Origin of the sequence: Thiomicrorhabdus sp. 6S3-12 (genome assembly GCF_017571475.1) — a bacterium.
GTDB lineage: Bacteria > Pseudomonadota > Gammaproteobacteria > Thiomicrospirales > Thiomicrospiraceae > Thiomicrorhabdus.
In genome coordinates this window covers 140,981-167,549 of the sequence record NZ_JAGETW010000007.1, presented here as the reverse complement: position 1 = coordinate 167,549, position 26,569 = coordinate 140,981, and the positions used below count along the sequence as shown (strand labels likewise).

Genomic DNA, 26,569 nt, shown 5'->3' with positions numbered 1-26,569 from the left:
TAACGAAAACCGCAAAATGAATACGACAAATCCTGCGCTAAACTCATAAAACCAGTAAGGACATGTAAAAACACGATATTTCCACTACTTGCTTAAACGAAAACTCTTAGCACAGTCAAACAAGTATATATCATATACCCTTAAATACCAGATATATTTTCAATCAATCCGTCATGCTTACAGCGTGAAATTGAAATGAATTACGCCTAAGATAGAACCTTGCTATCCGCGAGGTGAATCATGTTCGCTATTTATAATATTCAAGGAAGACGCTTCCGCAGCAGCCTGGAACAACTGCACAAAGTGCATCAACCGAACGCCGGACAAGCCCCTGATTTGCACGAAGATGTCGCCCGAGAGCAAACCTTTTCCATTCAAGGAAGCGGCTCCGAGGATACTCCTGAAACGGCGGCCAATGCCCGTCACCGGGAAGCCTATCGTAAAATGCTGCAGCTGAACGACCGCAGCGTTCTAGTGCATGCCTACCAGATCATGTCTCAGCCTGTCGCCACTCTGGACAGCGGTACGACGCTAAAACAGGCTCTGGATATTTTTGAAAAGGGCAGCTTCCAGCAGATGCCGGTGATAAACGTGCAACAATCGCTGGTCGGATTGCTGACCTACCAGCAGCTGTTTAAAGTCAGTCTGCACGACCGGCTTCCGCCCAACACCCCGATTACGGAGTTTATGAATCCGGAAGTCATTACCGTAGATCCCGTTTCAGATGTCCGCCGTGTGGCGCAAGTACTGTACGAATACCAGCTCAGCGCTCTGCCAGTCGTTAACGAGCAGGATAATCTGGTCGGAATCATCAGCAAAACCGATTTGCTCAAAGCGCTGATGATGGATCCTCCTCTGAGCCTGTGGGTATAATCCCCTTTCAACCAGTATTTTCAATCGGAATATCAAGGAAGAATATGAGCCTGTCTGTATCTCAAGCGATAACCCAGCGTCATTCCGTACGCGCTTTTTTAGACCAGCCGGTGGACAATGCAATTGTTCAGAGGATTCTGGATGCCGCGCGTTATGCGCCCTCCGGAGTCAACACTCAGCCTTGGCAGGTAGCGGTTGTCAGTGGCGAGACAAAACTGCGCTTACAGAACGCCATGCTGGATAAATTTTCTGCCGGTGAACGCGGCAAAATGGACTACGCTTACTACCCGGACGAATGGAAAGGCGCTTATAAACTGCGCCGGGTACAAACCGGAAAGCAGTTATATGGCGCCTTAAAGATCGAACGCCATGACAAGGCCGGACAGATGGCACAATGGGCGGCAAACTACCGCAGTTTCGACGCTCCGGTCGCACTGTATTTCTTTATGGATAAAAATCTGCAGACCGGTTCGTTTTTCGACTATGGCATGTTTGTCCAGAATATTATGCTGCTGGCACTGGAAGAAGGGCTGGGCACCTGTCCGCAAGGCGCTTTGGGAGAATATCCCGATATTATCCGCGAACAACTCGGCTACGGTGACGATAAACTCTTGCTCGGAGGAATGGCACTTGGCTACGAAAACACCGATCATCCGGTCAACCAGTACCGCACCGAGCGGGAACCGGTGGAAGCCTTTACCCGCTATTTCGAATGATTGCCGAACCGCCGACTTATAAGGCGTCAACCAATAAAAAACCCGCCGAACATACGGCGGGCTTGCTATTTAACCCTACGACGGATAAGCCTGGAGCGGTTCAATCGTAAACCGGCACTAACTGATATCCCTGAGCCTGCCAGCCCATCACCGATAAAAAGCCTGAACGGACCGGCTTAATGCCCGGAAGCAAGGTATCATTATCGACATTAAAAGCCGCTGTCGCGGCGGAACAAACTTCCATTTTAACGCCCAGTTCAACCAGTCGCGCGATCTGAGCCGCTACTTTCTCGAGAACCGGCCCATACTGCATTTCCACCTCTTCCGAAGGTTGTGTGGTAATGAACTTTACCGAACGGGCAATAAAGACAATTCTCTGATGCGGTTCAACCCCTTCTTTAATCAAATTGCTTCGGTTGGATTCAATCCCTTTTAAATAAACCAACATCGCATTCGGAGTGGATTTACGGATATCGTAGATCACATGCATGCTTTTAAGACCTTGCATCGCTTCCCTATTGTTTAATTCCGTCGCAGAGCCGGGAACCGAAAAAGTCACTACAAATAACGCAAAGCACAACTTCAAAAATGCAAACCGGGAAAATTTCATACATCATTCCTAAAAGAGTTAAAAAAACCTACGTTTACAACACTAATAAACATAAATATTGAAAGCAAATCAGTTTAATTTATCCAGACCGCACTCAAGAAGCACGACTCGACAACACCTTCCATTTCTTAACCCGGTAATCTATTCGGATCAATTTTCGATCTTAAAACGACACGGCGCTTTCGCTAAATCGCTAGACTAAAAAGCACACGCCCCCTTTCCCTTTAAAATCAACAGGAAAGCGACTCATGAAATTACCGATACCTGATCGAGATACTGCCGGCCGCTGGCTGGCAGAGTGTTTACAGCAACAGACAACTCTCCGCAACCCGGTCATACTGGCTCTTCCCCGAGGCGGTGTCCCTGTCGCTTTCGAGATCGCCAAGGCCTTTAAGGCTCCATTGGATCTGCTGCTGGTACGCAAACTCGGTGCACCGCATTTTCCGGAACTGGCAATGGGCGCCATCGCGAGCGGCAATATCAAAGTGCTCAACCAATCCGTTATTCGCGCCTATAACATCGACGACAAAGAGATTGCCGTCATCGAAGCCAAAGAACGCCAAGAACTGGAAAGGCGCGAAAAAGCCTATAGAGGCGAACGCCCGCATCTGACACTGCAGAATCGCGATGTCGTACTGGTCGATGACGGACTGGCAACCGGCTCTACAATGCTGGCGGCAATTGACGCGGTTCGCTTGCAGAAGCCCGCATCCGTCACAGTCGCCGTGCCAGTCGCTCCGCCGCAAAGCGTCGAACTGATCGAATCCAAAGTCGATCAGGTTGTCTGCCCTTTCCAGCCGTACGATTTTTCCGCGATCGGGCAGTGGTATCTACAGTTTGACCAGGTAAGCGACGCCGAGGTCAAACAGCAGCTCCAAGAGGCATGGCAGGCGTAGCTTATGAACCCTGAAATTCCAGAAAGTAGCATGCAGATTCCTGCCGGTGACGTCACACTGGAGGGAAATCTGCGCCTGCCCGACGATGCTCGAGGCCTGGTTCTTTTTATTCACGGCAGTGGCAGCAGTCGTTTCAGTTCCCGTAACCGCCATGTCGCTCAACTGCTTAATCAGGCTGGCTTGGCGACTTTGCTGTTTGACTTGCTGACTGCTGAAGAGAACCAAATAGATATGCTGACGCGCGAATTCCGTTTCGATATTCCGCTGTTAAGTGACAGAAGCCGCTACGCCATAAAGTATGTCGCCCGACAGCCGAAACTGGCTGATTTACCGATCGGCCTGTTCGGAGCCAGCACCGGAGCCGCCGCTGCACTGTTTGCCGCCGAATCGCTTGCCGATAAGATTAAGACCGTGGTTTCGCGCGGAGGCAGGCCCGATCTGGCACAACCGGTATTGGCCAAGGTGCAAGCGCCGACACTGCTGATCGTCGGAGGTTTGGATTACGAAGTTCTGCAACTGAACAAACTGGCTCAGTCGCAAATGCACGCCGAATGCGAGTTAACCGTGATTCCCGGAGCGACCCATCTATTCGAAGAACCGGGTACGCTCGACCTAGCCGCAGATGCCGCCAGAAAATGGTTTCTGCAAAAACTCGGGGACGGGCGATCCAGCGCTTAGAAAACTCCCGCCCGCTGTACAGTACCGGTATACTTTCTTAAAATCTCTGCGCAGAAAGGCGCAAAAAGAAAGGACTATTTTATGAGAAAGGTCGTGATTACCGGCGGCAATAAAGGAATCGGACTGGCGTTGACTGAAAAGTTCGTCACACAGGGCGATTTCGTTACCATTATCGCGCGTGATTTTTCCAATCGCGAAAGTTTTGACTACCAGAACCACCCGCAAGTGCGCTGCATTGCATTCGACCTGACGCAGATCGAACAGCTACCCGTTCTGGCCGGACAGATAGATGACATCGACGTACTGGTCAATAATGCAGGGCTTTTACAGCCGATCACCTATGACGATTACCCTGCCGATCAACGCGACTACGCCCTGAATCTGAACATTATCGCTCCGGTGCAGTTAACCACATTGCTGGAAAAGAAACTCAAAGCGCCAAGCGACTATAAGGCGCGAGTGGTGAACAACGCGTCCATTGCCGGCCAGATCGGACACCCCGACATCTGGTACGGGATCGCCAAAGCCGGTCTGATCAATGCCACCAAGGCGTTCTCCAAAGCTTTTCAAGGCGACATTATCGTCAATGCCGTCGCGCCGAGTCCGGTGGAAACCGATATGCTCGACAGTATTCCCGAACACCGTCAGAAAGCTTTTTTGCAGAATACCATCAGCGGTCGCTTCGCTACGGCACAAGAAGTGGCGGACACCATGTTCTGGCTGGCAACCGAAAGTCCGGAATATATAAACGGCGTCTGTATCGACATCAATAACGGTTCACTGCCGAGATAAAGGCAAGGGGTTAGGTTGCTTAGGCGTCAAACCCTTCAATCTGGTCGATGATTTTGAGGCTCACCTGCTTGAGCTGAGCGAACAGCGACCAGGCCTGTTCATAATCGCCGATTTCGGTGCATTTATAGATTTGTTTGGCCAGTTCATGCATTTCATGATGCTGTTCATACAGAGAACCGTAACCGGGCATTTTGCCGTAACGGGTTTTGCCGATACCTCGATACCAGCAGTAAAACTGGCACTTGCTCTCATCCAGTTCAGGCATCCCCGAATGATAAGTCGCGGGAACCTTCTCTCCCATGCAGCAGATTTTGAGATGCCGCTCGATCGCATTGACCCACCAGCGCTGACTGAAAACCGCCACCCCCAGGTCATAGCGTAGATGATCATCCTCGATTTCTGCTCGAAGATCCTGCCAAGGATTCGCATGTTCCCACTCCTCCAGCCAGCTTTTAACCCGATCCATCGGCATAGGACGGGCGATTCCATACCCCTGGGCAAACTGACTGCCGAGTTTCATCAGCATATAGCCGATCTCGATCGATTCGACACCTTCGGTGATCACAGGCCGCTGAATCGCCTCTGAGAGGCGCAAGACCCCTTCCACAATATCCAGATTATCGCTGCGATCAAGCATACGTTTGACAAAATTCTGGTCGATCTTAAGCAAATCAAACGGCAAATTATAAAAATGCGCCAGCGAGGCATAGCCGGTTCCGAAATCGTCCAGCAGAAAACGAATCCCCTGCTCTTTCAGAATCCGCATGTTTTCTAGCACAGCGTCGCTATCATCAAAATCGCTGTCTTCAAGCAGCTCTATCTCCAGCCATTGCGCCAGCCCCTCGGGAAATTTTTTCAAGGTGCACAGCACAAAATCGCTGAAGGTACTCTCCTGAATCTGCCGAGGACTGATATTGATGCTCAAGGATAACTTCAACCCTTCCCTGTGCCAGACCTGCAGTTTCTTCAAGGCTCTTTCGACCACCCACTCGCCGAGAACAATCTCTTCAACTGTTCCGTTGAGCTCGGGGAGGAACTTATCCGGCGTTAAAAGGCCTTTTTGCGGGTGTCGCCAGCGAATCAGACCTTCAAAACCGATGACTTGCAGATTTTGCAGATCAATCTTGGGCTGCAGAAATAAACAGAACTGCTCTTCGCGTAATGCAAAAGGGAACTCCTGAATCAGTGCCTGACGACTTTTGATCAGCGCCGATTCTTGCGGATTATAAATATAGAAGTTGAGGTATTCCTGAGATTTGGCTTCATACATACTCTGATAAGCATGATGCAACAGGGTACTGGCATCGCAGGCATCCAGAGGATAGAGCGTGGCTCCGATATTTGCCGTCAGGTGAACCCGCTCCCCCATAACATCAAACGGCATGATTATGCTCTGCAGCAATCTTCTTAAGGCTTGCTCGCAATGATAGGGGGAATCCACCTGATGCAGAATGAAGGCAAATTCGTCTCCGCCGAGTCGGGCAATACTATCATCCACTCTCAGCGCGTCCTGCAAACGCTTGGCAAGCGCCTGTAAAACGCTGTCGCCGAAATCGTGACCATACAGATTATTCACCCGTCTGAAACCGGTAATATCCATATAACAGACCGCGAAACTCTGTCCGTGCCGCGTCGCTTCCGCAATGCTCTGTTCAACCCGGTCCATCATTAACTGGCGGTTGGCCACACCGGTCAGTCCATCGTGGTAATAATCGAAACCAACCCGCTGCTCGGACTTTTGTCGCCGACGGTAGGCATCGATCATTTCGGTCACGCAAGACAGTAAATCGATATCGTTCTGATTATAGTCACTGACTTTGTTTGCAACGCCGACGACGGCAACGACTGCGTCTTTCTGCACCAGAGGAACGGTCAGAAAACGGCGTATTTCCGAATGCCACTCCGGCAGTCCTTTTTTATTCGGGTATTGCGAAAAATCATTACACAACACCGCCTCATGGGTAATGTAACTCTGCACCCACATACCGACTTGTTCAGATAAGTAATGCGGAAAGTCGCCATCCATAAGTTGTTTGGTGCGGCTGGAACAGACCTGCAAAGCTTCATCCTGCTCGTCGCTTTGCACAAAATAGAGAAAGGCGATTTCACTTTGCGTTAATTTTTCAGCCTGATCAAGGCCGTACTGCAACAGCTCAGTTTCATCGCTGTCATGAACCATGTCGGACAGTCGGCTTTGCAGAAGGCGGAGTTCGGATTGCAGGTAATCCCGGCTGACGTCGCGCGCAATCGCTATACAGAATTCAGATCCTTCAAGAGTCAGGTAATTGGTATTTATCTCAACCGGAGTTTCCACACCATCCGGTCGCAGATAACGACTGTTAACGGTAACCTCTTTCAACTCCTGCAGGCGAAAGAAAAACGCCTGCCATTTTGCAGGCGTCATATCGGGCTCAAAATCCATGACCTTTTTACCGAGCAAGGATTCGCGCTCATAGCCAAAAACCTTGCCGGCCGCCGGGTTTGCATACAGAATCCGACCTTGATCGTCGGTTAAATAGGCTGCATCCTGAATTCTTTCGAGTATTTGACAGAAGACTTCCTGACTCCCATGAAACTCTTTAATGCAGGCATGAATGGGCATAAACTAAAAACCCTATAAAAATAATCAGATTCTGTAAATTTATACCACGTATCTTTAGTAAACAAATCAAAGATTTAACTTTTAAGACCAATTTCTGACAAAAATTTGATCTCAAGCGAATCACTCAAATGAACTACCTGAAAAAGAGTGGAAATATGCAGACGAGCGAAAATAAGCAGGCGAGGTAAAGATCCCATCGCGATAACGAAACAGAGAATAGAACAGAGAAAACCGAAAAAGGTTTAAAACAATAATCCGGAACGGCAGTGCGCCGACCGCCGTCCCGAAATACTGCTTTAAGTTTAAGCGAAGATTGATTAACGGATCATCCTTCTAGACCGGGTCGCTAAAAAATTTTAGCAATCAGTTTCGAATGGACTATCCTAGTTTCTAAAATTAGAACAATTCAATCGCAGAGAATAATATAGCCAATTGCTCAAGATTGCTAATAAAACCTCTCAATCCATTCAATAGATTTTGACTTAACTCTAAGTAAAATCATGGGAATTTCATGAAAATACGCGCTTTTACCAAGAGGTTTTCCATACTCATATTAAGCTCTTTAAGCCTGACAGGCTGCCAAATAACACTTGAACAGCCACAATACGCAGAGACGGCCAAAACGGTATCGCCGCCATTAAGCAACGCCTACAGTTTTTCGATAATCGACAGCAAAACCCAAAAAATTCTCACTATCCCCGATCTGGCACAGGCGGTCCAAAAAAGCGATGTCGTCTTTATCGGCGAGTTTCACGGTAATCACGCCTCCCATCTTCTGGAAATGCAGTTACAGACGGCACTGTACACACTGCGCTCACAGCAAGTGCTGAGCATGGAGATGTTCAATCGCGACCAGCAGACGATCCTCAACCGTTATCTGGACAATGAGGTCGGCGAAAAATATCTGATCAACGAAGCGCCTGCCTGGCCCAACTATGTCGGCTCCTACCGGCCGATGATCGAATTTGCCAAACAGCACTTCATCCCGGTAATCGCAGCCAATGCGGCGGCAGATATTGTGCGCTGTATCGGAGAGCATGGCCAGACTTATGTCAATCTGCTGCACAAAGAGGAGCGCGAATGGGTTGCCCAGAAGGCATTTATGGATAATGCCGATTATCGACAGAAGTTTTACGACTTTATGGATTCCATGCGACCTATGCCGCAAGCGCGTAAGGCGCAAAGTTATTCCGCTCAACTTGCTCGGGATAACACTATGGCCGAATCGATCCTTAAAGCACTGCAAGACTTTCCGCAATATCAGGTGATTCACCTCAACGGCAGTTTCCACAGCGAAGCTTTTCTCGGAACCGTAGCACTGCTCAAACAACGTCGGCCGGAACTAAAGATTACCGTGATAACGCCGCTTGGCGTAGAAAATCCGCAGAACCCGAGCTGGACGAAAGAAGAGTTACAACTCGGCGATTACCTGTATCTGGTTACCCGACAGCCGAAAGAATTTCAAAGCAACGCTTATAAACGGCAAATACGTCAGGCGATGTTCAAAAATGCCCAGGAGAAAAGCGAACGGTGTCGTCGCCCTGAGTAAGTACAAACGCTGCTAACAGACCTCAATTTCGTTTTCCAGAGGCGCGCCTTCTATCAACGCCTGAATATTATCCCGGGTAGTTTCGGCAATATGGCGCAAGGCCTCCTCAGTAAAATACGCCTGATGACCGGTAATCAGCACATTGTGGAAAGTCAAAAGGCGCTCAAAGGCGTCATCCTGAATAATCTCGCACGAGTGGTCTTCAAAAAACAGCGCCCCTTCCTTTTCATATACATCCATTCCCAAATAACCGATCCGGCCGGATTTCAGACCTTCAATCAGCGCTTCGGTATCCATCAGAGCCCCGCGACCGGTATTAATCAGCATCACGCCCTTTTTCATTTTGGCGATCGACTCGGCATTGACCAAATGGTTGGTTTCTTCGGTCAACGGGCAGTGCAGACTAATGACATCACTGCGCTGATAAATCTCTTCCAGCGAGACCTGTTGCAATCCGAGATCCGGGCACTCTTTACAGAGATAAGGATCATAAACCAGAACCTCACAACCAAACGCCTTAAGCATCTTACCGACCAGACGACCGATTTTTCCGGCGCCGACAATCCCGATGGTCTTGCCATGAAAATCAAAACCCAGCATACCGTTCAGAGAGAAATTCCCTTCACGCACCCGGTTATAGGCGCGGTAAAGTTTGCGGTTCAGGGCCAACATCAGACCGACGGTGTGTTCGGCCACCGCATAAGGCGAGTAGGCCGGCACGCGAGCGACTTTGATCCCCAGATCATGGGCAGCAACCAGATCGACATTATTGAAACCGGCGCAACGCAAGGCGATCATTTTGACGCCGTATTCCGCCAGAATCTGCAAAATTTCCAGATCCAGACGATCATTGACGAATGCGGTAATAACATCCGCCCCGTCGGCATAAACCACCGTATGCTTATCCAGTGTCGGTTCGACGTATTCGGATTCCCACTCCGGCGGCAAGATTCGGCACAACTGCTGGCGATCGTAAATTTTGCAGCTAAAAGAAACAACTTTCATAACGCTATCCTCATCAGATTCTCATTTAGAGCCAGTGTAACCAAGATTCCCCACTTTAGATATTTCCCTTCGATTACGTTCAGCAAATCTTTTGAAAAATTAATCATAAACAACTCTTGATACCGCCAATTGAGTAATAAGCCGGAGTGAAATCTGATTACCTTTTAAAACAAGCATTTACGGGTTATGATCAAATTCAGGAACCTCTCCAGCATAATCAAAAAAAGGAGAAAGTCATGGGCTCTCGCAACACTCTTATGGCGCTCGCCTCTTCGGTCCTGATTTCACTCAGTCTGCTCTCTTCGCCCTCTTTCGCGGAGGAACTCAGACCCGGAATCGTCCTCTATAAACTCAACGAAAATGCTTCCGCCAAGGAATTAAAGAGTCTCAATGCGCTGTTGCACGGCCAAGGCTTACAGGAAGAAAGAGTCATTCCGGATGTGAATATCCATATGGCCAAATTCGCACACAGCGGACGGGAAAAAGCGATCGCCAAAATTCTGCAGACGAGCGGCTATGTTAAATTTGCCGAACCGGACTATCTAGTTACTCCGACACTGCAACCGAATGATACGGATTACGGCGTGCAGTGGCATCATCCGACTATAAACAGTCCACAAGCATGGGATGTAACTACCGGTAGCCATAACGTACTGGTAGCGGTGTGCGATACCGGTGTCGATACTGATCACCCGGATTTGGTCAACAACTTCACTTTTCCCGGATTCGATGCTCATGTCGGCTTTGATGCCAACGGCAATGTCATTTCGACCGATGTTGAAGATTTCCACGGCCACGGAACCGGAACCGCCGGTACGCTCGGCGCTGTCGGTAACAACATCACCGGCGTCGCCGGTGTGAACTGGGATACCAGTATTCTTCCGGTGCGAATTGCAATCAGCGAAACAAACTCATCCGCCTATATCAGCTCGATGGTCAACTGTATGGTGTATGCCGGTCAACGCGGTGCCAAGATCGTCAATATCAGTTACGGCGGTATATCCTCCGCTTCAATCAATGACGCCGCAACCAACCTGAGAAATCAGGGTGGACTGCTGTTTATGTCAGCCGGGAACGACTATAACGAACATCCGGAATATCCTGACTACACCAGTCTGGTAGGTGTCGGCGCAACCGATCAGAACAACGTTAAAGCCAGCTTTTCCAGCTACGGCGACTATGTCGATGTCGTCGCTCCGGGCGTCAGCATCCGCACCACTTTTCTGAATGCAGGCTATATCGACTACTCGGGCACCTCTTTCTCCTCACCCATGACGGCGGGCGTCGGTGCGCTTATGGTTGCGGCCAATCCGGCGATTACCCCCGATGAGATCGAAAACGGCCTCTTCTCGACCGCGACCGACTTGGGAGCCGCAGGCGATGACAATGTCTACGGACACGGGTTGATCAATGCGCAGGCCGCAGTCAATTACGCGCTGAATCTTGGCAATTACCAACCGCCTGTCGCCGATATCTGGGCAGATAATACGAGCGTATCGTTCGGCACGTTGATTTCTTTCAGCGCAGCCAACTCCTATGATGCCGACGGTTCGGTCGTCAGCTACCACTGGGATTTCGGCGACGGGACGACCGCGGACATTGTTGATCCAAGTCATAACTACCAGCAAAGCGGGGTATTTGAAGTCAGCTTGACCGTTACCGATAACGACAACCTGACCGATTCCGCCACCTTGTCGATTCAGGTCACCAATCAACTGCCGATTGCGGTCATTGAACCTATGGCGACCAGCTACAATCTCGGCGACACAGTCTCTTTCAACGGCTACAACTCATATGATCCGGATCCAAACGGTGCGGTCGTCAGCCATGAATGGGATTTCGGAAACGGTCAAACCGCCAGCGGCGAATCGGTCCAATACAGCTATCCGGTCGGCGGCCTTTATAACGCAACCCTGACGGTCACCGATAACGCCGGAGCCAGCAATGCTTCATCGATTCAGATTGAAGTAATCGACCCGAGCGTACTGCTTGCGCCAAGCGGGTTGAGTGCGACTGTCACTGGACAGGACGTCACTTTAAACTGGCAGGACAACAGTGCCAATGAAAACGGTTTTGCTGTGGAACGCGCCATGAAAATCCGCGGTAAATACACCTTTGAGACTATCGCAATACTGGGAGCCGACAGTACCAGCTTTACCGACTCGGTTGCCGAACTGGGCACCTATCAGTATCGTGTCTATGCGTTCAATGACAGCAATCAGGTTTATTCGGATGCGGTTTTAGTGAAAGTTGAAACCACCTCGACTGAACCCCCTCCACCTCCTCCTGAACCGGGCACACTGATTGCGCCGGATAATCTGAGCGCCACGCTAAACGGCAACACCGTCACACTGACATGGAACGACAACAGTACCGATGAAAGCGGGTTCTATATTGAACGCGGCGTAAAAGTGCGCGGCCAAACATCTTATAGCCGTGTCGCTACCGTCGGCACCGATACCGTGACCTACAGCGAAACACTGGCTAGCGGAACCTATGAATATCGCGTACAGGCCTTTAATGACAGTGGAACATCCGGCTATAGCAATAGCGTCAGCGTTCGCTTGAAGTAAAAGATGAAACCAAAGGATAGTCATCCATAAAAAAGCCCGCAAAAGCGGGCTTTTTATTGTCGACGGCGTATCTTACGAAACAGCAGGAGAAGTTCACTCTTAATTTACCGCGACTACCATCGCAAGATAGATCTGCCATAAACCCATCGCCATAACCGATAAACCGGCAATCGCTTTCACCCAGGCCTTACGCGCCAGCCGGGTAAAGTAGAAGGCAAAAGCGCCGATCAAAAGCAGATTAGGTAAAGTCCCCAAGCCGAACGCCAGCATGACCATCGCGCCTTCAAAAGCGCCACCGGAACTCAACGCCAGAATCAGCATACTGTACACCAGACCGCACGGCAGCCATCCCCATACCAGACCGTACAATCCAGCCTGCCGGATATTCTTAACCGTCCGCATCCGTTGCGCATAAGGCGCCAGTTTCTGCCACAGCCCCTGACCGAAACGTTCAACAACCACTATCCCTTGCCACCAACCGGCCAGATAGAGTCCTAGGGCAATCATGAAAAGCCCGGCAAAAATCTGTAGCAGCTGCTGAAACGGCAACAGTGTCGCCAAAGAGTTCAACAGCATGCCCAAGGAGCCGAAAAGCGCGCCTATCAAAAGATAACTGAGAATTCGGCCGCCATTATACGCAAGCTGGAACGGCAACATCCGCCACCAGCTGGCTTGGTTTTTAACCTCCAGACTAAAGGTCAAAGCACCGACCACTCCGCCGCACATACCCAGGCAGTGAACGCCACCGAACAATCCGGTCAGCAATGCCGAAATATAAATCCCTTCAACCATCATTAATCTTTTAGAAAAGCTCCGAAAGTTTTTGTGAAAGGCGGTAGCTCAAAGCTTCCGCAATATGTGCGCTCTCAACCGAGCCTGCTTCCTGTATATCAGCAATCGTCAGCGCCAGACGCACAATACGGTAATAACTGCGTGCAGACAACCCGAAACGCTTGATCGCCTGTTGCAACAGTTCTTGAGAGTGCGTATCCAGAGCGACCAGTTTATTCAATTGCCGATTACTCAAAACCGAATTGAGACAACCCTGACGTGCAATCTGCCGTTCCTGAACCCCTTCAACCCGCTTACGGACCTGTTCGCTGGTTTCTCCATCCGGACGAGTGCTCTGCAAGGCTTCGATCTCAACCGCCGGCACCTCAAGATGACAGTCGATACGATCCAGCAATGGGCCGGAGAGCTTCTTAAGGTAACGCGAAATCTGCGTCGGTGTATCTTTACAGCGTCCGAGAGGATCGTCCGGGAAATAACCGCTCGGCGTCGGATTTAAAGCGGCCACCAACTGAACCCGTGCCGGATAGGCCACATGCTGCTGAACTCGCGCAATATCCACTTTGCCGCTTTCCAGAGGTTCGCGCAAAGCTTCGAGCACATCGCGATTGAACTCGGGCAACTCATCAAGGAACAGAACCCCGTGATTAGCCAGGGAAATCGCTCCGGGCCTGGGCACTCTACCGCCACCGATAACCGCAGCGGCCGAAGCGGAGTGATGAGGACTGACAAAGGGACGGTGATAAAAGGTTTCCAACTCAACCTTCTGTCCCGCCAAGGAACGGATAGTCGCATTCTCCAGAGCCTGTTGCTCGCTTAAAGGCGGCAACAGCGTCACCAGTCGGGACGCGAGCATGCTTTTCCCCGCGCCCGGCTCGCCGACCATCAATAGCGAGTGACCGCCCGCTGCACAGATTTCCAACAATCTCTTGGCTTGCGCCTGCCCCTGAATATCGGATAAACAGAGCGGATAGCGTTGTACCAGCGGAGTAAATTGCGGTTCTTGACTTAAAGTCTCCGGCGTTTCACCGTTCAGATACACCCAGGCCTGACGCAGGTTTTCGAGCAGTCGGATCTTTCCGTTATGGCCGGTTTGCGCGCATAACTGTTTGTCCACCGCATTATGCCATGGAATGAAAGCTTGACCCGTTTCTTGAAGCTGTAACAGGCTTGGCAGCAGTCCGCTGATTTCGCGTAACTCGCCGGTTAACGCCAGCTCACCGTAAAGTTCGATTTCGCCGGTTAATTTCGGAACCAGCTGCTCGGTTGCGATCAAAATACCAATCGCAATCGCCAAATCATAGCATCCGCCGCTTTTCGGCAGATCCGCCGGCGCCAGATTAACGGTAACCCGCTTGGCGGGCATATCGAATCCGGAATTAAGCAGAGCGCTGCGAACGCGCTCCTTACTCTCCTTAACCGATGCTTCCGGCAAACCGACGATCGTCAGGCTCGGCAACCCCGAGCTGACGTGCACTTCGACAACCACTCTGGGGGATTCCATCCCCTGTATGGCGCGACTGAAAACTCTTGCCAGGCCCACGGAATTGCAACCGATCAGCGATTATACAGCTGTTCCAGATCCTCGAAACGCTTTTCCAGCGCTTCCAGTTTGGCTCGAGTTTTAGCCAAAACCGCTTTCTGCGTATCAAATTCTTCTCTGGAAACCAGGTCCATCTGCTCCAGTAAACGTTGCAGATTTAACTGCACCTGTTTCTTGCCTTCTTCGGGAAAATCACCAAAACCGGGAGGAATAATTTCCGCGACTTTTTTGGCAAACTCCTCTAATTGCACTGGATTAAACATAATTTATACCTCTTACTGCGAATTATCAGTCACTATAACGATTCGACCGAAATTAAGCCAGCAAACACTATTAAGTTTATTAATAATGCGGCCGTTAATTAACTTACAGCCGTTGTGGAAAAAACAATACAACAAAGCCAAATAAAACGGTATGAAAAATATACTCATTTGATATTTAGCCGATCAACTTTTTGCTAAAATCAATTTTAAAACAAGGGAAATAACAATGTATCGCATACAAGACAGCCCAGAGGTTGCATGGCGTTTATTTCAATATATAAAGGCCTCCTTCGAAGAGAAGGACATCAATCCTATTCCGCTGAACTATTATCTCTGGTATCAGTACTACAAAGGGGATAATCCTCAATTCCGCGAGGAATTGGATCAAGTACTCAAGGATGACATGGGGTATAACGACCGGATCGGTCGCCGTCTCTATAATGATTACTTTGCCGTAGACTCGACCACTTCGGAATTCGACAAGGCGTTCCGCCGTCTGGTCAACCTGATGGTCCAGAAGATCAATTCCTGGAATGACAAACTGGACAGCCACACCAAACAACTGGAATATTCGACTGAAGAATTAAAGAAGGATAATCTGGACGTTCATCAGGTCAAAGAGATTACCAGCAACGTCCTGAATACGGCCACGTCCATGCAGGAAACCAACCAGATGTTTCAGAAGCATATGTTGGAAAGCAGCGAAGAAATCAAAAAACTGCGTCAACAGCTTCTGGCCGTGCAAAGCCAGGTTCTTCAGGACGAACTGACCGAAGTCGGTAATCGTAAAGCCTATAATATGGCCATGGAACAGATGCTTCAGGATGTCGCCGAATTCGGTTCAGGCTGCTGCATGATTATTGCCGACATCGATCACTTTAAAAACTTTAACGACACCTACGGTCACCTTATCGGCGACAGTGTCCTGCGCTATTTTTCCAAGCTGATTAGACGCAACCAGAGCAAGAATGAAGACGTCTTCCGTTACGGCGGCGAAGAGTTTGTTATTCTACTGAGAAACTTCTCTCTGGATGAAGCGGTTAAACGCGCGCAAGAGATTCGCAAGCAGATTTCCTCTGCCCATCTGAAACTGAAAAACTCCGATCAGGAGATTAATACGATTACCGCATCATTCGGTGTCGCCCAGCTTCGCCCGAATCTTGACGATGCGGAAAGCTTCTTCAATCGCGCCGACAAATCGCTTTACAAGGCCAAGAAAGACGGGCGTAATCGCGTCGTCTGTGAAATCAGTCTATAAAAGTCGAAATTCGCGATCTAAGCCGGTTCCCTTGCCGGCTTTTTTACTACCGGCTTTCGGACTTGTATTCCAATTCCATAACACTTGCCCCCAGCTTACGCAGCTGATTCTTGCGCTTATTCAACTCAAGACGATCATAATAAGGCTCGGTATACAGAGCATAGATATGCTTTCCGTCTTTACGCACCGTTGAACGGATCTTCAACTTCTGCTCGTGCTGAGCAAGTCGGCTCTGCGCTCTTAAAGCGGCGGATTCGCTGAAAAAACTGCCGGCGAGAATATATTTCGGCTTTTCGAGCGCGACCGGTTCCGGAGTCGTATCGTCCGGAATCACCTCCAGATCTTTCAGTTCGCTGTAGAAGTTCTTTTTCGGCTCGCCGTAGATCTGTTCGTCGGAAGGCACTTCCAACGCCTGCGCACGGATCTCCTTAGGCGCTTCAGGGATTACTTCTGTTTCGCTCAATGCCACGGCTTCAGGCGCCTGCAAAGGCGTGTTTGCTTCAGGTAATTCGATTCGTTCTTCAAGCGCTTCCGGCTGTGGATCACTCAGAATTACGACCGACTCGCTCTCACCAGTCGAATCAACTTCGGCAACCGCCTGTTGTTGCATTTGCTGGCTGCCCGATTTCAAACCGGAATTGGCGAAATGGTTAATGACCCAGTAGCCGCCAACCATGGCACCAATCACCAGCAGCATAACCAACCAGGCATTACGGCTCGTTCGCTGTTCTTCCTGACGTTTATGTCGGGCCGAACTTGATTCCAGCATCGGTGGCGGCAGAGTTTCGGGGGAACGCCGCGGGCGATAATCTCGAGCCATTCAGAAAAATCCCTATGGGTAATTACATCGATTCGGGAGCAGAGACATCTAGCAGCGCCAAACCGTTACGCAGAACCTGACGAACCGCACTGATCAACGTCAGGCGGGCATGTCGCAAATTATCGTCGTCAACGATAAACTGGCTGGCGTTATAGTAGGTATGCAAACCGTTCGCCAGATCTTTCAGATAGTAAGCAATCTGATGCGGTTCGTAAACCACTGCCGAGCGGGCGATGATTTCCGGATATTTCGCAAGTTCCGTTGCCAGATAGGTTTCATGTTCTTCGGTCAGTAGCTCAAGATTCTGCATGCCTTGCTGCAGATCAAAGCTATAGCCTTTCTCGCGTGCCTGTTCAAGCACACGACAAATTCGCGCATGCGCGTATTGAATATAATAAACCGGGTTATCGTTGGACTGCGACTTAGCCAGATCCAGATCGAAATCCATATGTTGCTCGGATTTTCGCTGTACATAGAAGAAGCGCGCCGCATCCGAACCTACCTCTTCACGCAGTTCGCGCAGGGTAACAAATTGTCCGCTACGGGTCGACATGGCAACCTTTTCACCGCTTCTGTACAGAACGGCAAATTGCACCAGAAGCACTTCCAGCGCATCCGGATTGGTTTCCATCGCTTGCATTGCAGCGCGTACGCGCGGAATATAACCGTGATGGTCGGAACCCCAAATATCGATCAGCAGATCAAAACCACGTTCGAGTTTATTGAAATGGTAAGCGATATCGGAAGCAAAATAGGTCTTCAAACCGTTTTCACGCACGACAACACGGTCTTTCTCGTCACCGTATTCAGTAGAGCGGAACCACAAAGCGCCTCTTTGCTCGTAGATTTTTCCGGCTTTCTGCAATTTCTCCAACGCCGCATCAATTACGCCGGTATCCATAAGCGAACGCTCGGAGAACCAGTTATCGAAGCGAACCTTGAAACCTTCCAGGTCATCGCGGATATCACCTAGAATTGCATCGACGGCAATCTGAAAAACGTCATAATACTGACTGCCCAGCAAGTGTTTGGCTCGCTCGATAAGCGCATCGATGTGTTTTTCTTTATCGCCGTCTTCCATGCCTTCATCCGGCGTGACATTAGCGAAAACCTCAAATGCCGGCTTATGCAGACGATTGGCAAACTGGCTGCGAACTTCGGCGGCGACATCCAGAATATAATTGCCCTTGTAACCGTTGCTCGGGAAGGTCAGCTCTTCGCCCTGATCCTGCAGATAACGCAACCAGACCGAAGTAGCCAGAATATCCATCTGACGTCCGGCGTCGTTTACATAATACTCACGACAGACATCGAACCCGGCCGCATCCAACAGATTGGCAACACTTGCGCCATAAGCGGCACCACGGCCGTGGCCGACATGCAGAGGCCCGGTCGGATTGGCGGAAACAAATTCCACCAGTACCGATTTGCCCTGACCGACATTACAGCGCCCGAACGCATCCCCCTGCTCGAAAATCTGCGCGAGAACGTCAAACTTGGCCGTATCCTGGACAAAAAAGTTGATAAAACCAGGTCCGGCGATCTCGATCTTTTCAATAACCGGATGATCCGACAGCAAATCGACAATCTTCTGCGCCAGATCACGCGGCGGCATTCCCGCCATTTTGGTCATCATCATCGCCAGATTGGTCGCAAAGTCGCCATGCGTCTTGTCGCGTGTGTTTTCAACATGAATTCGCGGTGCGGCATCGCTCGGAATCACACCTTGATCTTTAAGTTGTTGCACCACATCGGTCAAAATTTGCGCAAGTTGCTGCTTCATTTGCTGCTCTCTTTCAAATATGGGTTGGTCTGAAAAATATGGGGGATCGGCGTGCTTAAAAGCCTTTTATCCGCGAGTCAAACGCGTAAAACGCCGGTGAAAAATCAAGCCAGTTATATTAACTGATTTTCAGGATAAAATTACGGGAAATTGCGTCGGCAAAAACAAATCGCTTCACCGACATTTTAAAGGAATGATACGTGATCGACCGGAGACGCCTCAAGAGACGCCCCCAACAGTCTATTTTTTAACGGTCGTCTTTTTGGCCGCGGTTTTCTTGGCTGGTGCCTTTTTCGCGGTGGTTTTCTTAGCCGTCGTTTTTTTGGCTGGTGCTTTTTTCGCGGCAGTCTTTTTGGCCGGTGCTTTTCTGCCGCGACGTTTCGGCTCGGGCGCTTCATCGAGACGTTTCACGCACTCTTCAAGCGTCAAGGCCAGAGCATCTTCGTCTTTGGCAATCTTGGCGTTTTTCTTGGTCGTCAAATCGGTAATATAAGGTCCCCAGCGACCTTTAAGGATCTTAACGTCCGGATTGTCCGGAAAGGTTTTGACGATTTTCTCCGCTTCGGCCTGTATCTTGGCCTCAACCAGCACTACCGCCTCATCCAGAGTGATACTTAAAGGATCGTAACCTTTAATCGGAGCATACATTTTACTACCGTATTCCAGATAAGGTCCGAAAGGCCCTTGCTTGGCAATCAGTTTCTGACCGGCTTCCACCGAGAAAACCGAACCGTCGACGGCGGTCGCGCTATAGCTTTCCGGCATCTCACCGACTTCGCGCGGCAGTTTGAACAGTTCCAGCGCTTCCTCAAGTTTCAAGGTATCCATCTTCTGGCCCGGCATCAGGCTGGCAAACTGCGGTTTCTCGTCGTTTTCGCCGTCACCGACCTGAACATAAGGGCCGAAACGGCCGATTTTGACAAACATCGGCTTGCCGCTTTCCGGGTGTTCACCCAACAGACGGGCCTGACCCGCCTCTTCACGTGAAACATCTTCTGCAGCTTCGACTTTAGGATGGAAACGCTTGTAGAAATCATCCAACATCGCCTGCCACTGCATTTCGCCGTGCGCGATGATATCGAACTTCTCCTCGACCTTGGCGGTAAACTGATAATCCAGAATTTCACCGAAATGCTTGGTCAGGAAATTGGTTACGATGCCCGCGATATCGGTCGGGAACAGCTTATTCTTTTCGGAACCGGCCATCTCATTCAGAGTTTCCGCCTGCAAACCTTCTGCGGTCAAGGTCAATTGACGGTAATCGCGCGGCGTCCCCTCACGATCTTCCTTGACCACATAACCGCGCTGCTGAATGGTATCAATCGTCGGCGCATAGGTCGAAGGACGGCCAATCCCCATCTCTTCCAGCGTTCGAACCAGACTGGCTTCGTTATAACGAGCCGGAGGTCGGGCAAAACTCTGACGGGCACCCAGGGTGCCTAACTGCAATGTCTGACCGATCGTCATCGGAGGCAAAAGCCCTTCATCGCCTTTGCCGCCAAAATCATAAACTTTCAGGAATCCGTCGAAAGTCACCACTTCGCCTTTGGCAACCAATTTTTCGGCGTCCAAATTACTGATGCCGATCTCGACCGTGGTGCGCTGCAGTTTAGCATCCGCCATCTGCGAAGCGATTGCACGACGCCAGATCAATTGATACAGGCGCTGTTCGTTGCGTTCGCCGGAAACTTCACTAACCGCAAAATCGGTCGGACGAATCGCCTCGTGCGCTTCCTGAGCGTCCGCTTGTTTGGTTTTATAGCGGCGGCTATGACTGTATTCGGAACCGTAATTGGCGGTAATCGTTTGCTTGGCCTGATCAATTGCGGTTTCAGACAGGTTCACCGAGTCGGTACGCATATAGGTAATTTTCCCGGACTCGTACAATCGCTGAGCGATCATCATGGTCTGCTTGACCGAAAAACCGAGTTTTGAAGACGCTTCCTGCTGCAGGGTTGACGTAGTAAAAGGTGCTTTCGGACTGCGTTTCGCCGGTTTCTCGTCAAGAGACATCACCGTCAGATTGGCTTGAGCCACGGCCAGAAGATACGCCTGAGCTTCCTCTTCGGTTTCGAATGCCGCGTTGCGTTTGACTTCAACGGTACCGCTTACCTGACCGTTCGCGTCCAGCAGTTGCAATTCACCCTGAACCTTAAAACTGAAACTGGCTTCAAAGGCTTCGATTTCCTGCTCGCGTTCGACAATCAGGCGCACGGCAACCGACTGAACCCGCCCGGCGGAAAGCCCGGTGCGAATTTTCTTCCAAAGAATCGGTGACAGTTCGAAACCAACGATACGATCCAGAATACGACGCGCCTGCTGCGCATCAACCAGATCCATATCCACTGTACGCGGGTGCGCCACAGCATGCTCAATCGCCGGCTTGGTGATTTCATGAAAAACAATACGCTTAGTCGTAGTAACATCCAGATTCAGAGCTTCCGCAAGGTGCCAGGCAATCGCCTCCCCCTCACGGTCCTCATCCGTTGCCAGCCAAACTGAATCTGACTGTTTGGCCAGTTTTTTCAGCTCGGTAACGTTTTTCTTTTTATCGGCGGAAATTTCGTAATTCGGCGTAAATCCGTTCGCCAAATCGATTCCCATCCCTTTTTTCTGAATATCCCGGATATGCCCGTAGCTTGAACGCACCACGAAATCTTTACCCAGATATTTTTCGATGGTCTTAGCCTTAGCAGGCGACTCCACGATCACCAAATTTGTCATATATTCCCAATTCTCTAAAAACAAACCCCGTATTCAATAAAACGCGGCTTTATTACAATTAACGGGGTTCAATAATTTAATCTTTTTTCTAGGGTGCAAAATTTTAGGTCGTTTTGCAATGAATTTAAAACGACATTTTATTTATATGGCTGAACAGATAAAATTTTGCCCGTTCCGGCAAGGCAGGAGTTTGAGTCACTGTGATTTCGGTTCCGGCTCAAGAAAAGGAAGGGCAACGCAAGAAAAGTTTCTTCAACGGATTCTCTGCCAGCGACCGGCCGAAAGTTTCTCGATTTTCCCTTGCAACTCCAAAGCCATCAACTCGCTTTGCAGGGATGAAAGGGGAATTTTGCTCAAAACCAACAGCTCGTCCAGCGAAATCGGTTCAAATTCAATCAACGACAGCAATTTGGAAGATTCAGGCGCTGAGCCTTCCCGGTTTTCAGGCTGCTCGGACAAGATTTCCGGTTGCAGAGCGAGTTGCAGAATGGCGCCGAGTTCGGCGAAGACATCCTCGCCCGATTCAACCAGTTTGGCACCTTGCTTGATTAACTGGTGACAGCCTTTTGCCTGCGGATTATGAATCGATCCGGGAATTGCAAAAACCTCCCGCCCCTGCTCCAATGCGGTACGGGCGGTAATCAAAGAGCCGCTTTTCAAACTCGCTTCAACCACCAGCGTTCCAACACTCAAACCACTGATGATGCGATTTCTTTTCGGAAAATTTTGCGCCAGCGGTTTGGTTCCGAGCGGAAACTCCGAAATCATTACGCCATCTGCGGCAATATCGCGGGCCAGCTGCTGATTGCTGGCCGGATAAACGCGATCCAGCCCGGTTCCAAGCACCGCAACCGTCTTACCCTGTCCCTGAAGACCGCCCTTATGCGCGGCCGTATCGATCCCGGCAGCCATTCCTGAAGTAATACACAAACCTTGTTGCGAAAGGAAGCGAGAGAAGTCATAGGCATTGTCCATACCCGTTTTAGAGGCGTTACGACTGCCGACCACCGCAATCTGCGGATCATTCAGCAGAGCGAGATTGCCGCGCACGGCAAGGATCGGCGGCGCATCGCTGATCTCTTTGAGAAGCTGCGGATAACCTTCGTCCCAATAACTGAGCCACTGCTGCGGATAAACGCTATTCGGACTCTGCTGCCAGTTAAGCGCTTCATCCACCCTGTCGCCGACTTCCTGTGCCGAAATCTGCTGCTGTTGCCAGGGCGTCAAGCCGGCAGTTTCCCGCAAACTTGTTTCGCCCGCCAGCAGTGCTTCGCTAAAGGAGCCGAAGCGATCCAGCAGCGCCTGCAACTGACTCAGCTTGGGCTGAGCCTGATGCAAGCGGAGCAGAGCGGGTAATTCAGACAACTTGGGCATAGTCAGTTATAATGCACGGATTATTTTTAAACCCATAAGTATATACCACTATATACAACTTACTATGACTTTAATGAGTGAGCGACGCTATGGAAGAACAGGTGGAACAGCAATTGGAAAAGCTTGATATTGTCCTCTACCCGGATGAAGGCCTGCGCGAGGTATGCAAACCGGTCAGCGAGATGACCGATCAGATCGACAAACTGATCGATGAAATGTTCTACACCATGTACGACGCACCGGGAATCGGCCTTGCGGCTCCGCAAATCGCGGTTCAGGAACGCATTATTGTGGTCGACGTTTCCGAAACCAAAGATCAGCCGATCGCTCTGATCAATCCGGAAATCGTTCAGGAAGCCGGCAGCATCACCTGGGAAGAAGGCTGTCTGTCGCTGCCTGGCGTCTATGCCAAAGTGACCCGCCCGAGCGACGTCATTGTCCGCGGCATGAACCGCGACGGCAAGACAGTGGAAATCGAAGCGAACGAACTGCTGGCGGTCTGCCTGCAACACGAAATCGATCATTTGAACGGCGTCATGTTTATCGACCATCTATCCAATCTTAAGCGCACCCGCGCTATGCAGAAATACCGCAAGCTGCAACATCAAGGAAGCTAAATGAGCCAGCCATTAAGAGTCATTTTTGCCGGTACGCCGGATTTTTCCGTTGCGCCGCTGCTGGCACTTCTGGACTCCGAACATCAGGTTATTGCCGTCTACACCCAGCCGGATCGTCCCGCCGGACGTGGCCGGAAATTAACCGCCAGCCCGGTCAAAGAACTCGCTCTACAACATGACATTCCGGTCTATCAGCCGTTAACGCTGAAAGACCCGGACGCTCAAGCGGAAGTCGCCGCACTGAACGCCGATATCATGATTGTCGTCGCCTATGGTCTGATTCTGCCTCAGGCGGTACTTGAAATGCCGAAATACGGCTGTCTCAACATTCACGCCTCGCTTCTGCCGCGCTGGCGCGGTGCCGCACCGATCCAACGCGCCATTCAGGCAGGCGACGAGAAAACCGGCGTAACGATTATGCAGATGGATGTCGGACTGGATACCGGTGACATGCTATATAAAACCGAAACCGCCATCCAACCTGAAGACAGTGCACAAAGTCTGCATGACCGTCTGATGACCATGGGTGCCGAAGCGCTTATCACCACGCTGAATGATCTGCACAACCTGCAAAACAAAGCACAAAAACAGGATGAGTCGCACGTTACCTATGCGGAGAAACTGTCCAAAGCCGAAGCACAGATTGACTGGTCGCAGGATGCGACTTCTCTGCAGCGTCTGATTCAGGCATTCAATCCCTGGCCGGTGGCTTTTTGCGACTTCGAAGGCAAGCCGTTACGTATCTGGCAAGCCAGGCTGGCGCAGGAACACGAGTTGAGCCATGAAACATTCGACAAGTCGGCATCGGCCGGAACCGTGCAACTGGTTAATAAAGAGGGTATCTGGATTCAAACTGGAAACGGAATTCTCTGTCTGCAAACCATTCAGGCCGCTGGAAAAAAAGCCATGCCCGCCTATGATTTCGCACAATCCAGACAACTCCAGGGACAGAAACTGCAATGAATCAGGCGATCGAAAACAGCGGCAGCCATACGCGCTTTGTCGCGCTGAAAATGTGTCTCAGCGTGATTGAACAAGGCCGCTCTCTAAGCCAGGTACTTCCCGAAGGGCTGGCGCAGTTTTCCGACCGCCGCGAACGTGCTTTTGTTCAAAATCTGGTATTGGGTACCTTGCGCTGGCAATTCCGTCTAATGGCGATTCGCTCGCAGCTCCTGAAAAAAAAGCTCAAAGCCAAAGATGAAGACGTCAATCAGCTGATTCTTCTCGGCCTGTTTCAAATTCTCTACACCGACACCGCTCAACATGCAGCGGTATCGGAGACGGTCAATGTTACGGCAAAACTCAAGAAACCTTGGGCAAAAGGCTTAGTAAACGGCGTTTTACGCAACTTTATGCGTGAACAGGAGTCGATCTGCGCCGAAGTCGATCTTAAACCGGCACAGAAATACGCCCACCCGCAATGGTTTTTTAAAGCGATACGCAAAGCCTACCCGGACAATTGGCAGCAAATTCTCGATGCCAACAATCAGATCGCGCCTCTGACTCTGCGCAACAACCGTAAATTTCAAAACCGTGCACAGCTTCAACAACTACTGACCGATGCCGGTTTTGCTACGGAACCGCATCCCGACTGCGAACAGGGACTGATCCTGCAACAGAGCACCGACATTACCCGCTTACCAACCTATGACGAAGGCGGATTCAGCGTACAGGATGCGGCTGCACAACAGGCCGCGCAACTTCTCCAGCCGCAGGTCGGAGAGCATATTCTCGACGCCTGCGCCGCTCCGGGCGGTAAAACCAGTCACCTGCTGGAGTACAGCGACGGCGACATCGATCTTTTCGCACTGGAAAAAGAACCCGAACGACTGGATCGTCTGGCAGAAAACCTGTACCGACTGGATCTGCAGTGCGACTATACCGTCGGCGATGCCGCCGAACCCGAAACCTGGTGGGACGGACGGACCTTCGACAAAATCCTGCTTGACGCCCCCTGCTCGGCAACCGGTATTATCCGCCGCCACCCGGATATAAAATGGCATCGCGTGCCGGAAGATATCGAAGAACTGGTTCAGATTCAGAGCCGCATTCTTGACGCCCTGTGGCCGACTTTAAAACCGGGCGGTCGCATGCTGTACGCGACCTGCTCGGTTTTACCGCAGGAAAACAGCCGGCAGATAGAAGCGTTTCTGGAGCGCACGACGGATGCAAAACCTGTTCCTTTAGAAGTAGAATGGGGCTGGAGCGGCAGTACAACCGGCCGACAGATTCTACCGGGCAACCACGGCATGGACGGTTTTTACTACTGCCTGCTGGAAAAGACCCAGAGTGCTTAAACCGCGCAATTCACGATCTCGGATGCTATGAAACCAATGCGGAAAACGACTCTCTCACGACTTATCTCTTTTTCCGTTGCATGGATACTTTTATCGGTTAGCAGTCTCAGCAACGCCGAGCTTCCGTCGAAACTGCGCCTTGAACCCTTCAACCTGCTGCTCAATGAGCAGACTGCGGAAAGTACCGATCTGGAGGAAGATCAACGGGACAAGGAAGTTCTGAGCATCGACCTCGATGAAATCCTGACCGAAAAAAGCGCCACCGACGGCGACAGCAGCCCCGGCATCACCATTCTGAAAGTCGTTGATTACCGCGAAAACAACCAGCTGAAAATCGATTCGCAAAGCCGATTCAGTATCGGAACCGAACAGATCTCGGCGATTAATCACGGCATTCCGATCAAGTTCAAAACCGAAATTCTGTTGACCGAAAGCAGCTCCTTTCTTGGCTTCCCCTACCAGCGTACCCGCAAACATGTCCGCTATCTGACCGAACTGACCAGTTATGGCATCAACCGCCAATATGTCCTGTTCAATAACCGTAACGACAAACTGCAGCGCTTTGCCACCATCGACCGCGCACTGGAAACCATGGGAACATTGGAAGCCTTTGAAATAGCGCATCTTAAAGAACTGCACCCGACACAGAAATATCGGCTGCGAATGCGTATTTTCCTCGATTACTGGACCCTGCCTGCACCGCTGCTCCTGGAAGCCCTCCTAGACCCAAGCTGGCGACTGGACAGCGGCTGGTTCGAGGTCAACCTGACCACCCCGCTAAGCTGGCAATAAGCGAAAGGACGATTC

At 50.5% G+C, this 26,569-nt stretch carries 22 protein-coding genes; 12 read left to right on the top strand and 10 right to left on the bottom strand.

Going from position 1 to position 26,569, the window contains the following annotated elements; all coding sequences use genetic code 11:
• The first annotated feature begins 240 nt into the window (after window positions 1-240).
• Both J3999_RS09590 and J3999_RS09585 read left to right on the top strand, forming a co-directional pair.
• The gene (locus J3999_RS09590; protein WP_208127675.1) at window positions 241-873 is read left to right on the top strand and encodes an HPP family protein; all 633 of its coding nucleotides are present in this window, start codon (window positions 241-243) and stop codon (window positions 871-873) included.
• Between the two features lie 44 nt (window positions 874-917).
• Complete coding sequence (locus J3999_RS09585; protein ID WP_371811879.1) at window positions 918-1,589, top strand: nitroreductase; 672 nt, start codon at window positions 918-920, stop codon at window positions 1,587-1,589.
• 100 nt (window positions 1,590-1,689) lie between these two features.
• Here the strand turns inward: J3999_RS09585 and J3999_RS09580 are convergent, their stop codons facing one another.
• Window positions 1,690-2,097 carry a DsrE family protein gene (locus J3999_RS09580; RefSeq protein ID WP_243755416.1) on the bottom strand — a complete coding sequence of 136 codons (408 nt, stop codon included), beginning with the start codon at window positions 2,095-2,097 and terminating at the stop codon, window positions 1,690-1,692.
• A 350-nt stretch (window positions 2,098-2,447) separates the two neighbouring features.
• Between J3999_RS09580 and J3999_RS09575 the strand changes: the two genes are divergently transcribed.
• The 3 genes from J3999_RS09575 to J3999_RS09565 all read left to right on the top strand — a co-directional run bounded on the left by J3999_RS09575 (window position 2,448) and on the right by J3999_RS09565 (window position 4,565).
• Window positions 2,448-3,095: a phosphoribosyltransferase gene (locus J3999_RS09575; RefSeq protein WP_208127673.1), complete on the top strand. Its 648-nt coding sequence runs from the start codon at window positions 2,448-2,450 to the stop codon at window positions 3,093-3,095.
• Between the two features lie 3 nt (window positions 3,096-3,098).
• Window positions 3,099-3,773: a dienelactone hydrolase family protein gene (locus J3999_RS09570; protein ID WP_208127672.1), complete on the top strand. Its 675-nt coding sequence runs from the start codon at window positions 3,099-3,101 to the stop codon at window positions 3,771-3,773.
• Window positions 3,774-3,854: 81 nt separating this feature from the next.
• Window positions 3,855-4,565, top strand: coding sequence for an SDR family oxidoreductase (locus tag J3999_RS09565; protein ID WP_208127671.1), 711 nt, complete (start codon window positions 3,855-3,857; stop codon window positions 4,563-4,565).
• 19 nt (window positions 4,566-4,584) lie between these two features.
• Here J3999_RS09565 and J3999_RS09560 read toward each other — a convergent pair whose 3' ends face one another.
• Window positions 4,585-7,167, bottom strand: coding sequence for an EAL domain-containing protein (locus J3999_RS09560; protein WP_208127670.1), 2,583 nt, complete (start codon window positions 7,165-7,167; stop codon window positions 4,585-4,587).
• A 511-nt stretch (window positions 7,168-7,678) separates the two neighbouring features.
• On the opposite strand from J3999_RS09560, the gene J3999_RS09555 reads away from it, so the two are divergent.
• Window positions 7,679-8,716: a ChaN family lipoprotein gene (locus tag J3999_RS09555; RefSeq protein WP_208127669.1), complete on the top strand. Its 1,038-nt coding sequence runs from the start codon at window positions 7,679-7,681 to the stop codon at window positions 8,714-8,716.
• Window positions 8,717-8,728: 12 nt separating this feature from the next.
• On the opposite strand, the gene J3999_RS09550 is transcribed toward J3999_RS09555, so the two are convergent.
• The gene (locus J3999_RS09550; protein ID WP_208127668.1) at window positions 8,729-9,721 is read right to left on the bottom strand and encodes a 2-hydroxyacid dehydrogenase; all 993 of its coding nucleotides are present in this window, start codon (window positions 9,719-9,721) and stop codon (window positions 8,729-8,731) included.
• A gap of 236 nt (window positions 9,722-9,957) precedes the next feature.
• On the opposite strand from J3999_RS09550, the gene J3999_RS09545 reads away from it, so the two are divergent.
• Window positions 9,958-12,294 (top strand): S8 family serine peptidase, encoded by a 2,337-nt coding sequence (locus J3999_RS09545; protein WP_208127667.1) that lies wholly within the window; start codon window positions 9,958-9,960, stop codon window positions 12,292-12,294.
• A gap of 99 nt (window positions 12,295-12,393) precedes the next feature.
• On the opposite strand, the gene J3999_RS09540 is transcribed toward J3999_RS09545, so the two are convergent.
• From J3999_RS09540 to J3999_RS09530, 3 genes are read right to left on the bottom strand one after another with little or no spacing between them, the layout of a single operon-like run.
• Entirely contained in the window at window positions 12,394-13,086 is a 693-nt protein-coding gene (locus tag J3999_RS09540; protein WP_371811878.1) for a sulfite exporter TauE/SafE family protein, read from the bottom strand.
• 10 nt (window positions 13,087-13,096) lie between these two features.
• Entirely contained in the window at window positions 13,097-14,626 is a 1,530-nt protein-coding gene (locus J3999_RS09535; protein WP_208127665.1) for a YifB family Mg chelatase-like AAA ATPase, read from the bottom strand.
• Between the two features lie 14 nt (window positions 14,627-14,640).
• A complete protein-coding gene (locus J3999_RS09530) occupies window positions 14,641-14,889 on the bottom strand; it encodes an accessory factor UbiK family protein (RefSeq protein ID WP_208127664.1) in 249 nt (82 codons plus the stop codon).
• Window positions 14,890-15,115: 226 nt separating this feature from the next.
• On the opposite strand from J3999_RS09530, the gene J3999_RS09525 reads away from it, so the two are divergent.
• Window positions 15,116-16,147 (top strand): GGDEF domain-containing protein, encoded by a 1,032-nt coding sequence (locus J3999_RS09525; RefSeq protein ID WP_208127663.1) that lies wholly within the window; start codon window positions 15,116-15,118, stop codon window positions 16,145-16,147.
• 46 nt (window positions 16,148-16,193) lie between these two features.
• On the opposite strand, the gene J3999_RS09520 is transcribed toward J3999_RS09525, so the two are convergent.
• From J3999_RS09520 to dprA, 4 genes are all read right to left on the bottom strand, one after another.
• The gene (locus J3999_RS09520; RefSeq protein WP_208127662.1) at window positions 16,194-16,967 is read right to left on the bottom strand and encodes an SPOR domain-containing protein; all 774 of its coding nucleotides are present in this window, start codon (window positions 16,965-16,967) and stop codon (window positions 16,194-16,196) included.
• Between the two features lie 22 nt (window positions 16,968-16,989).
• Entirely contained in the window at window positions 16,990-18,750 is a 1,761-nt protein-coding gene (argS, locus tag J3999_RS09515) for an arginine--tRNA ligase (protein WP_208127661.1), read from the bottom strand.
• 240 nt (window positions 18,751-18,990) lie between these two features.
• Window positions 18,991-21,474, bottom strand: coding sequence for a type I DNA topoisomerase (topA, locus tag J3999_RS09510; RefSeq protein ID WP_208127660.1), 2,484 nt, complete (start codon window positions 21,472-21,474; stop codon window positions 18,991-18,993).
• Window positions 21,475-21,726: 252 nt separating this feature from the next.
• A complete protein-coding gene (dprA, locus tag J3999_RS09505; RefSeq protein WP_208127659.1) occupies window positions 21,727-22,848 on the bottom strand; it encodes a DNA-processing protein DprA in 1,122 nt (373 codons plus the stop codon).
• An 89-nt stretch (window positions 22,849-22,937) separates the two neighbouring features.
• On the opposite strand from dprA, the gene def reads away from it, so the two are divergent.
• The 4 genes from def to J3999_RS09485 are packed head-to-tail and all read left to right on the top strand — an operon-like array spanning window position 22,938 to window position 26,554.
• Window positions 22,938-23,465: a peptide deformylase gene (def, locus tag J3999_RS09500; RefSeq protein ID WP_371811877.1), complete on the top strand. Its 528-nt coding sequence runs from the start codon at window positions 22,938-22,940 to the stop codon at window positions 23,463-23,465.
• Complete coding sequence (fmt, locus tag J3999_RS09495) at window positions 23,466-24,428, top strand: methionyl-tRNA formyltransferase (protein ID WP_208127658.1); 963 nt, start codon at window positions 23,466-23,468, stop codon at window positions 24,426-24,428.
• Window positions 24,425-25,762: a 16S rRNA (cytosine(967)-C(5))-methyltransferase RsmB gene (rsmB, locus tag J3999_RS09490; RefSeq protein WP_208127657.1), complete on the top strand. Its 1,338-nt coding sequence runs from the start codon at window positions 24,425-24,427 to the stop codon at window positions 25,760-25,762. The genes fmt and rsmB overlap by 4 nt, the downstream gene beginning before the upstream one ends.
• Before the next feature lie 36 nt (window positions 25,763-25,798).
• A complete protein-coding gene (locus J3999_RS09485) occupies window positions 25,799-26,554 on the top strand; it encodes a DUF4390 domain-containing protein (RefSeq protein ID WP_208127656.1) in 756 nt (251 codons plus the stop codon).
• Window positions 26,555-26,569: the final 15 nt, after the last annotated feature.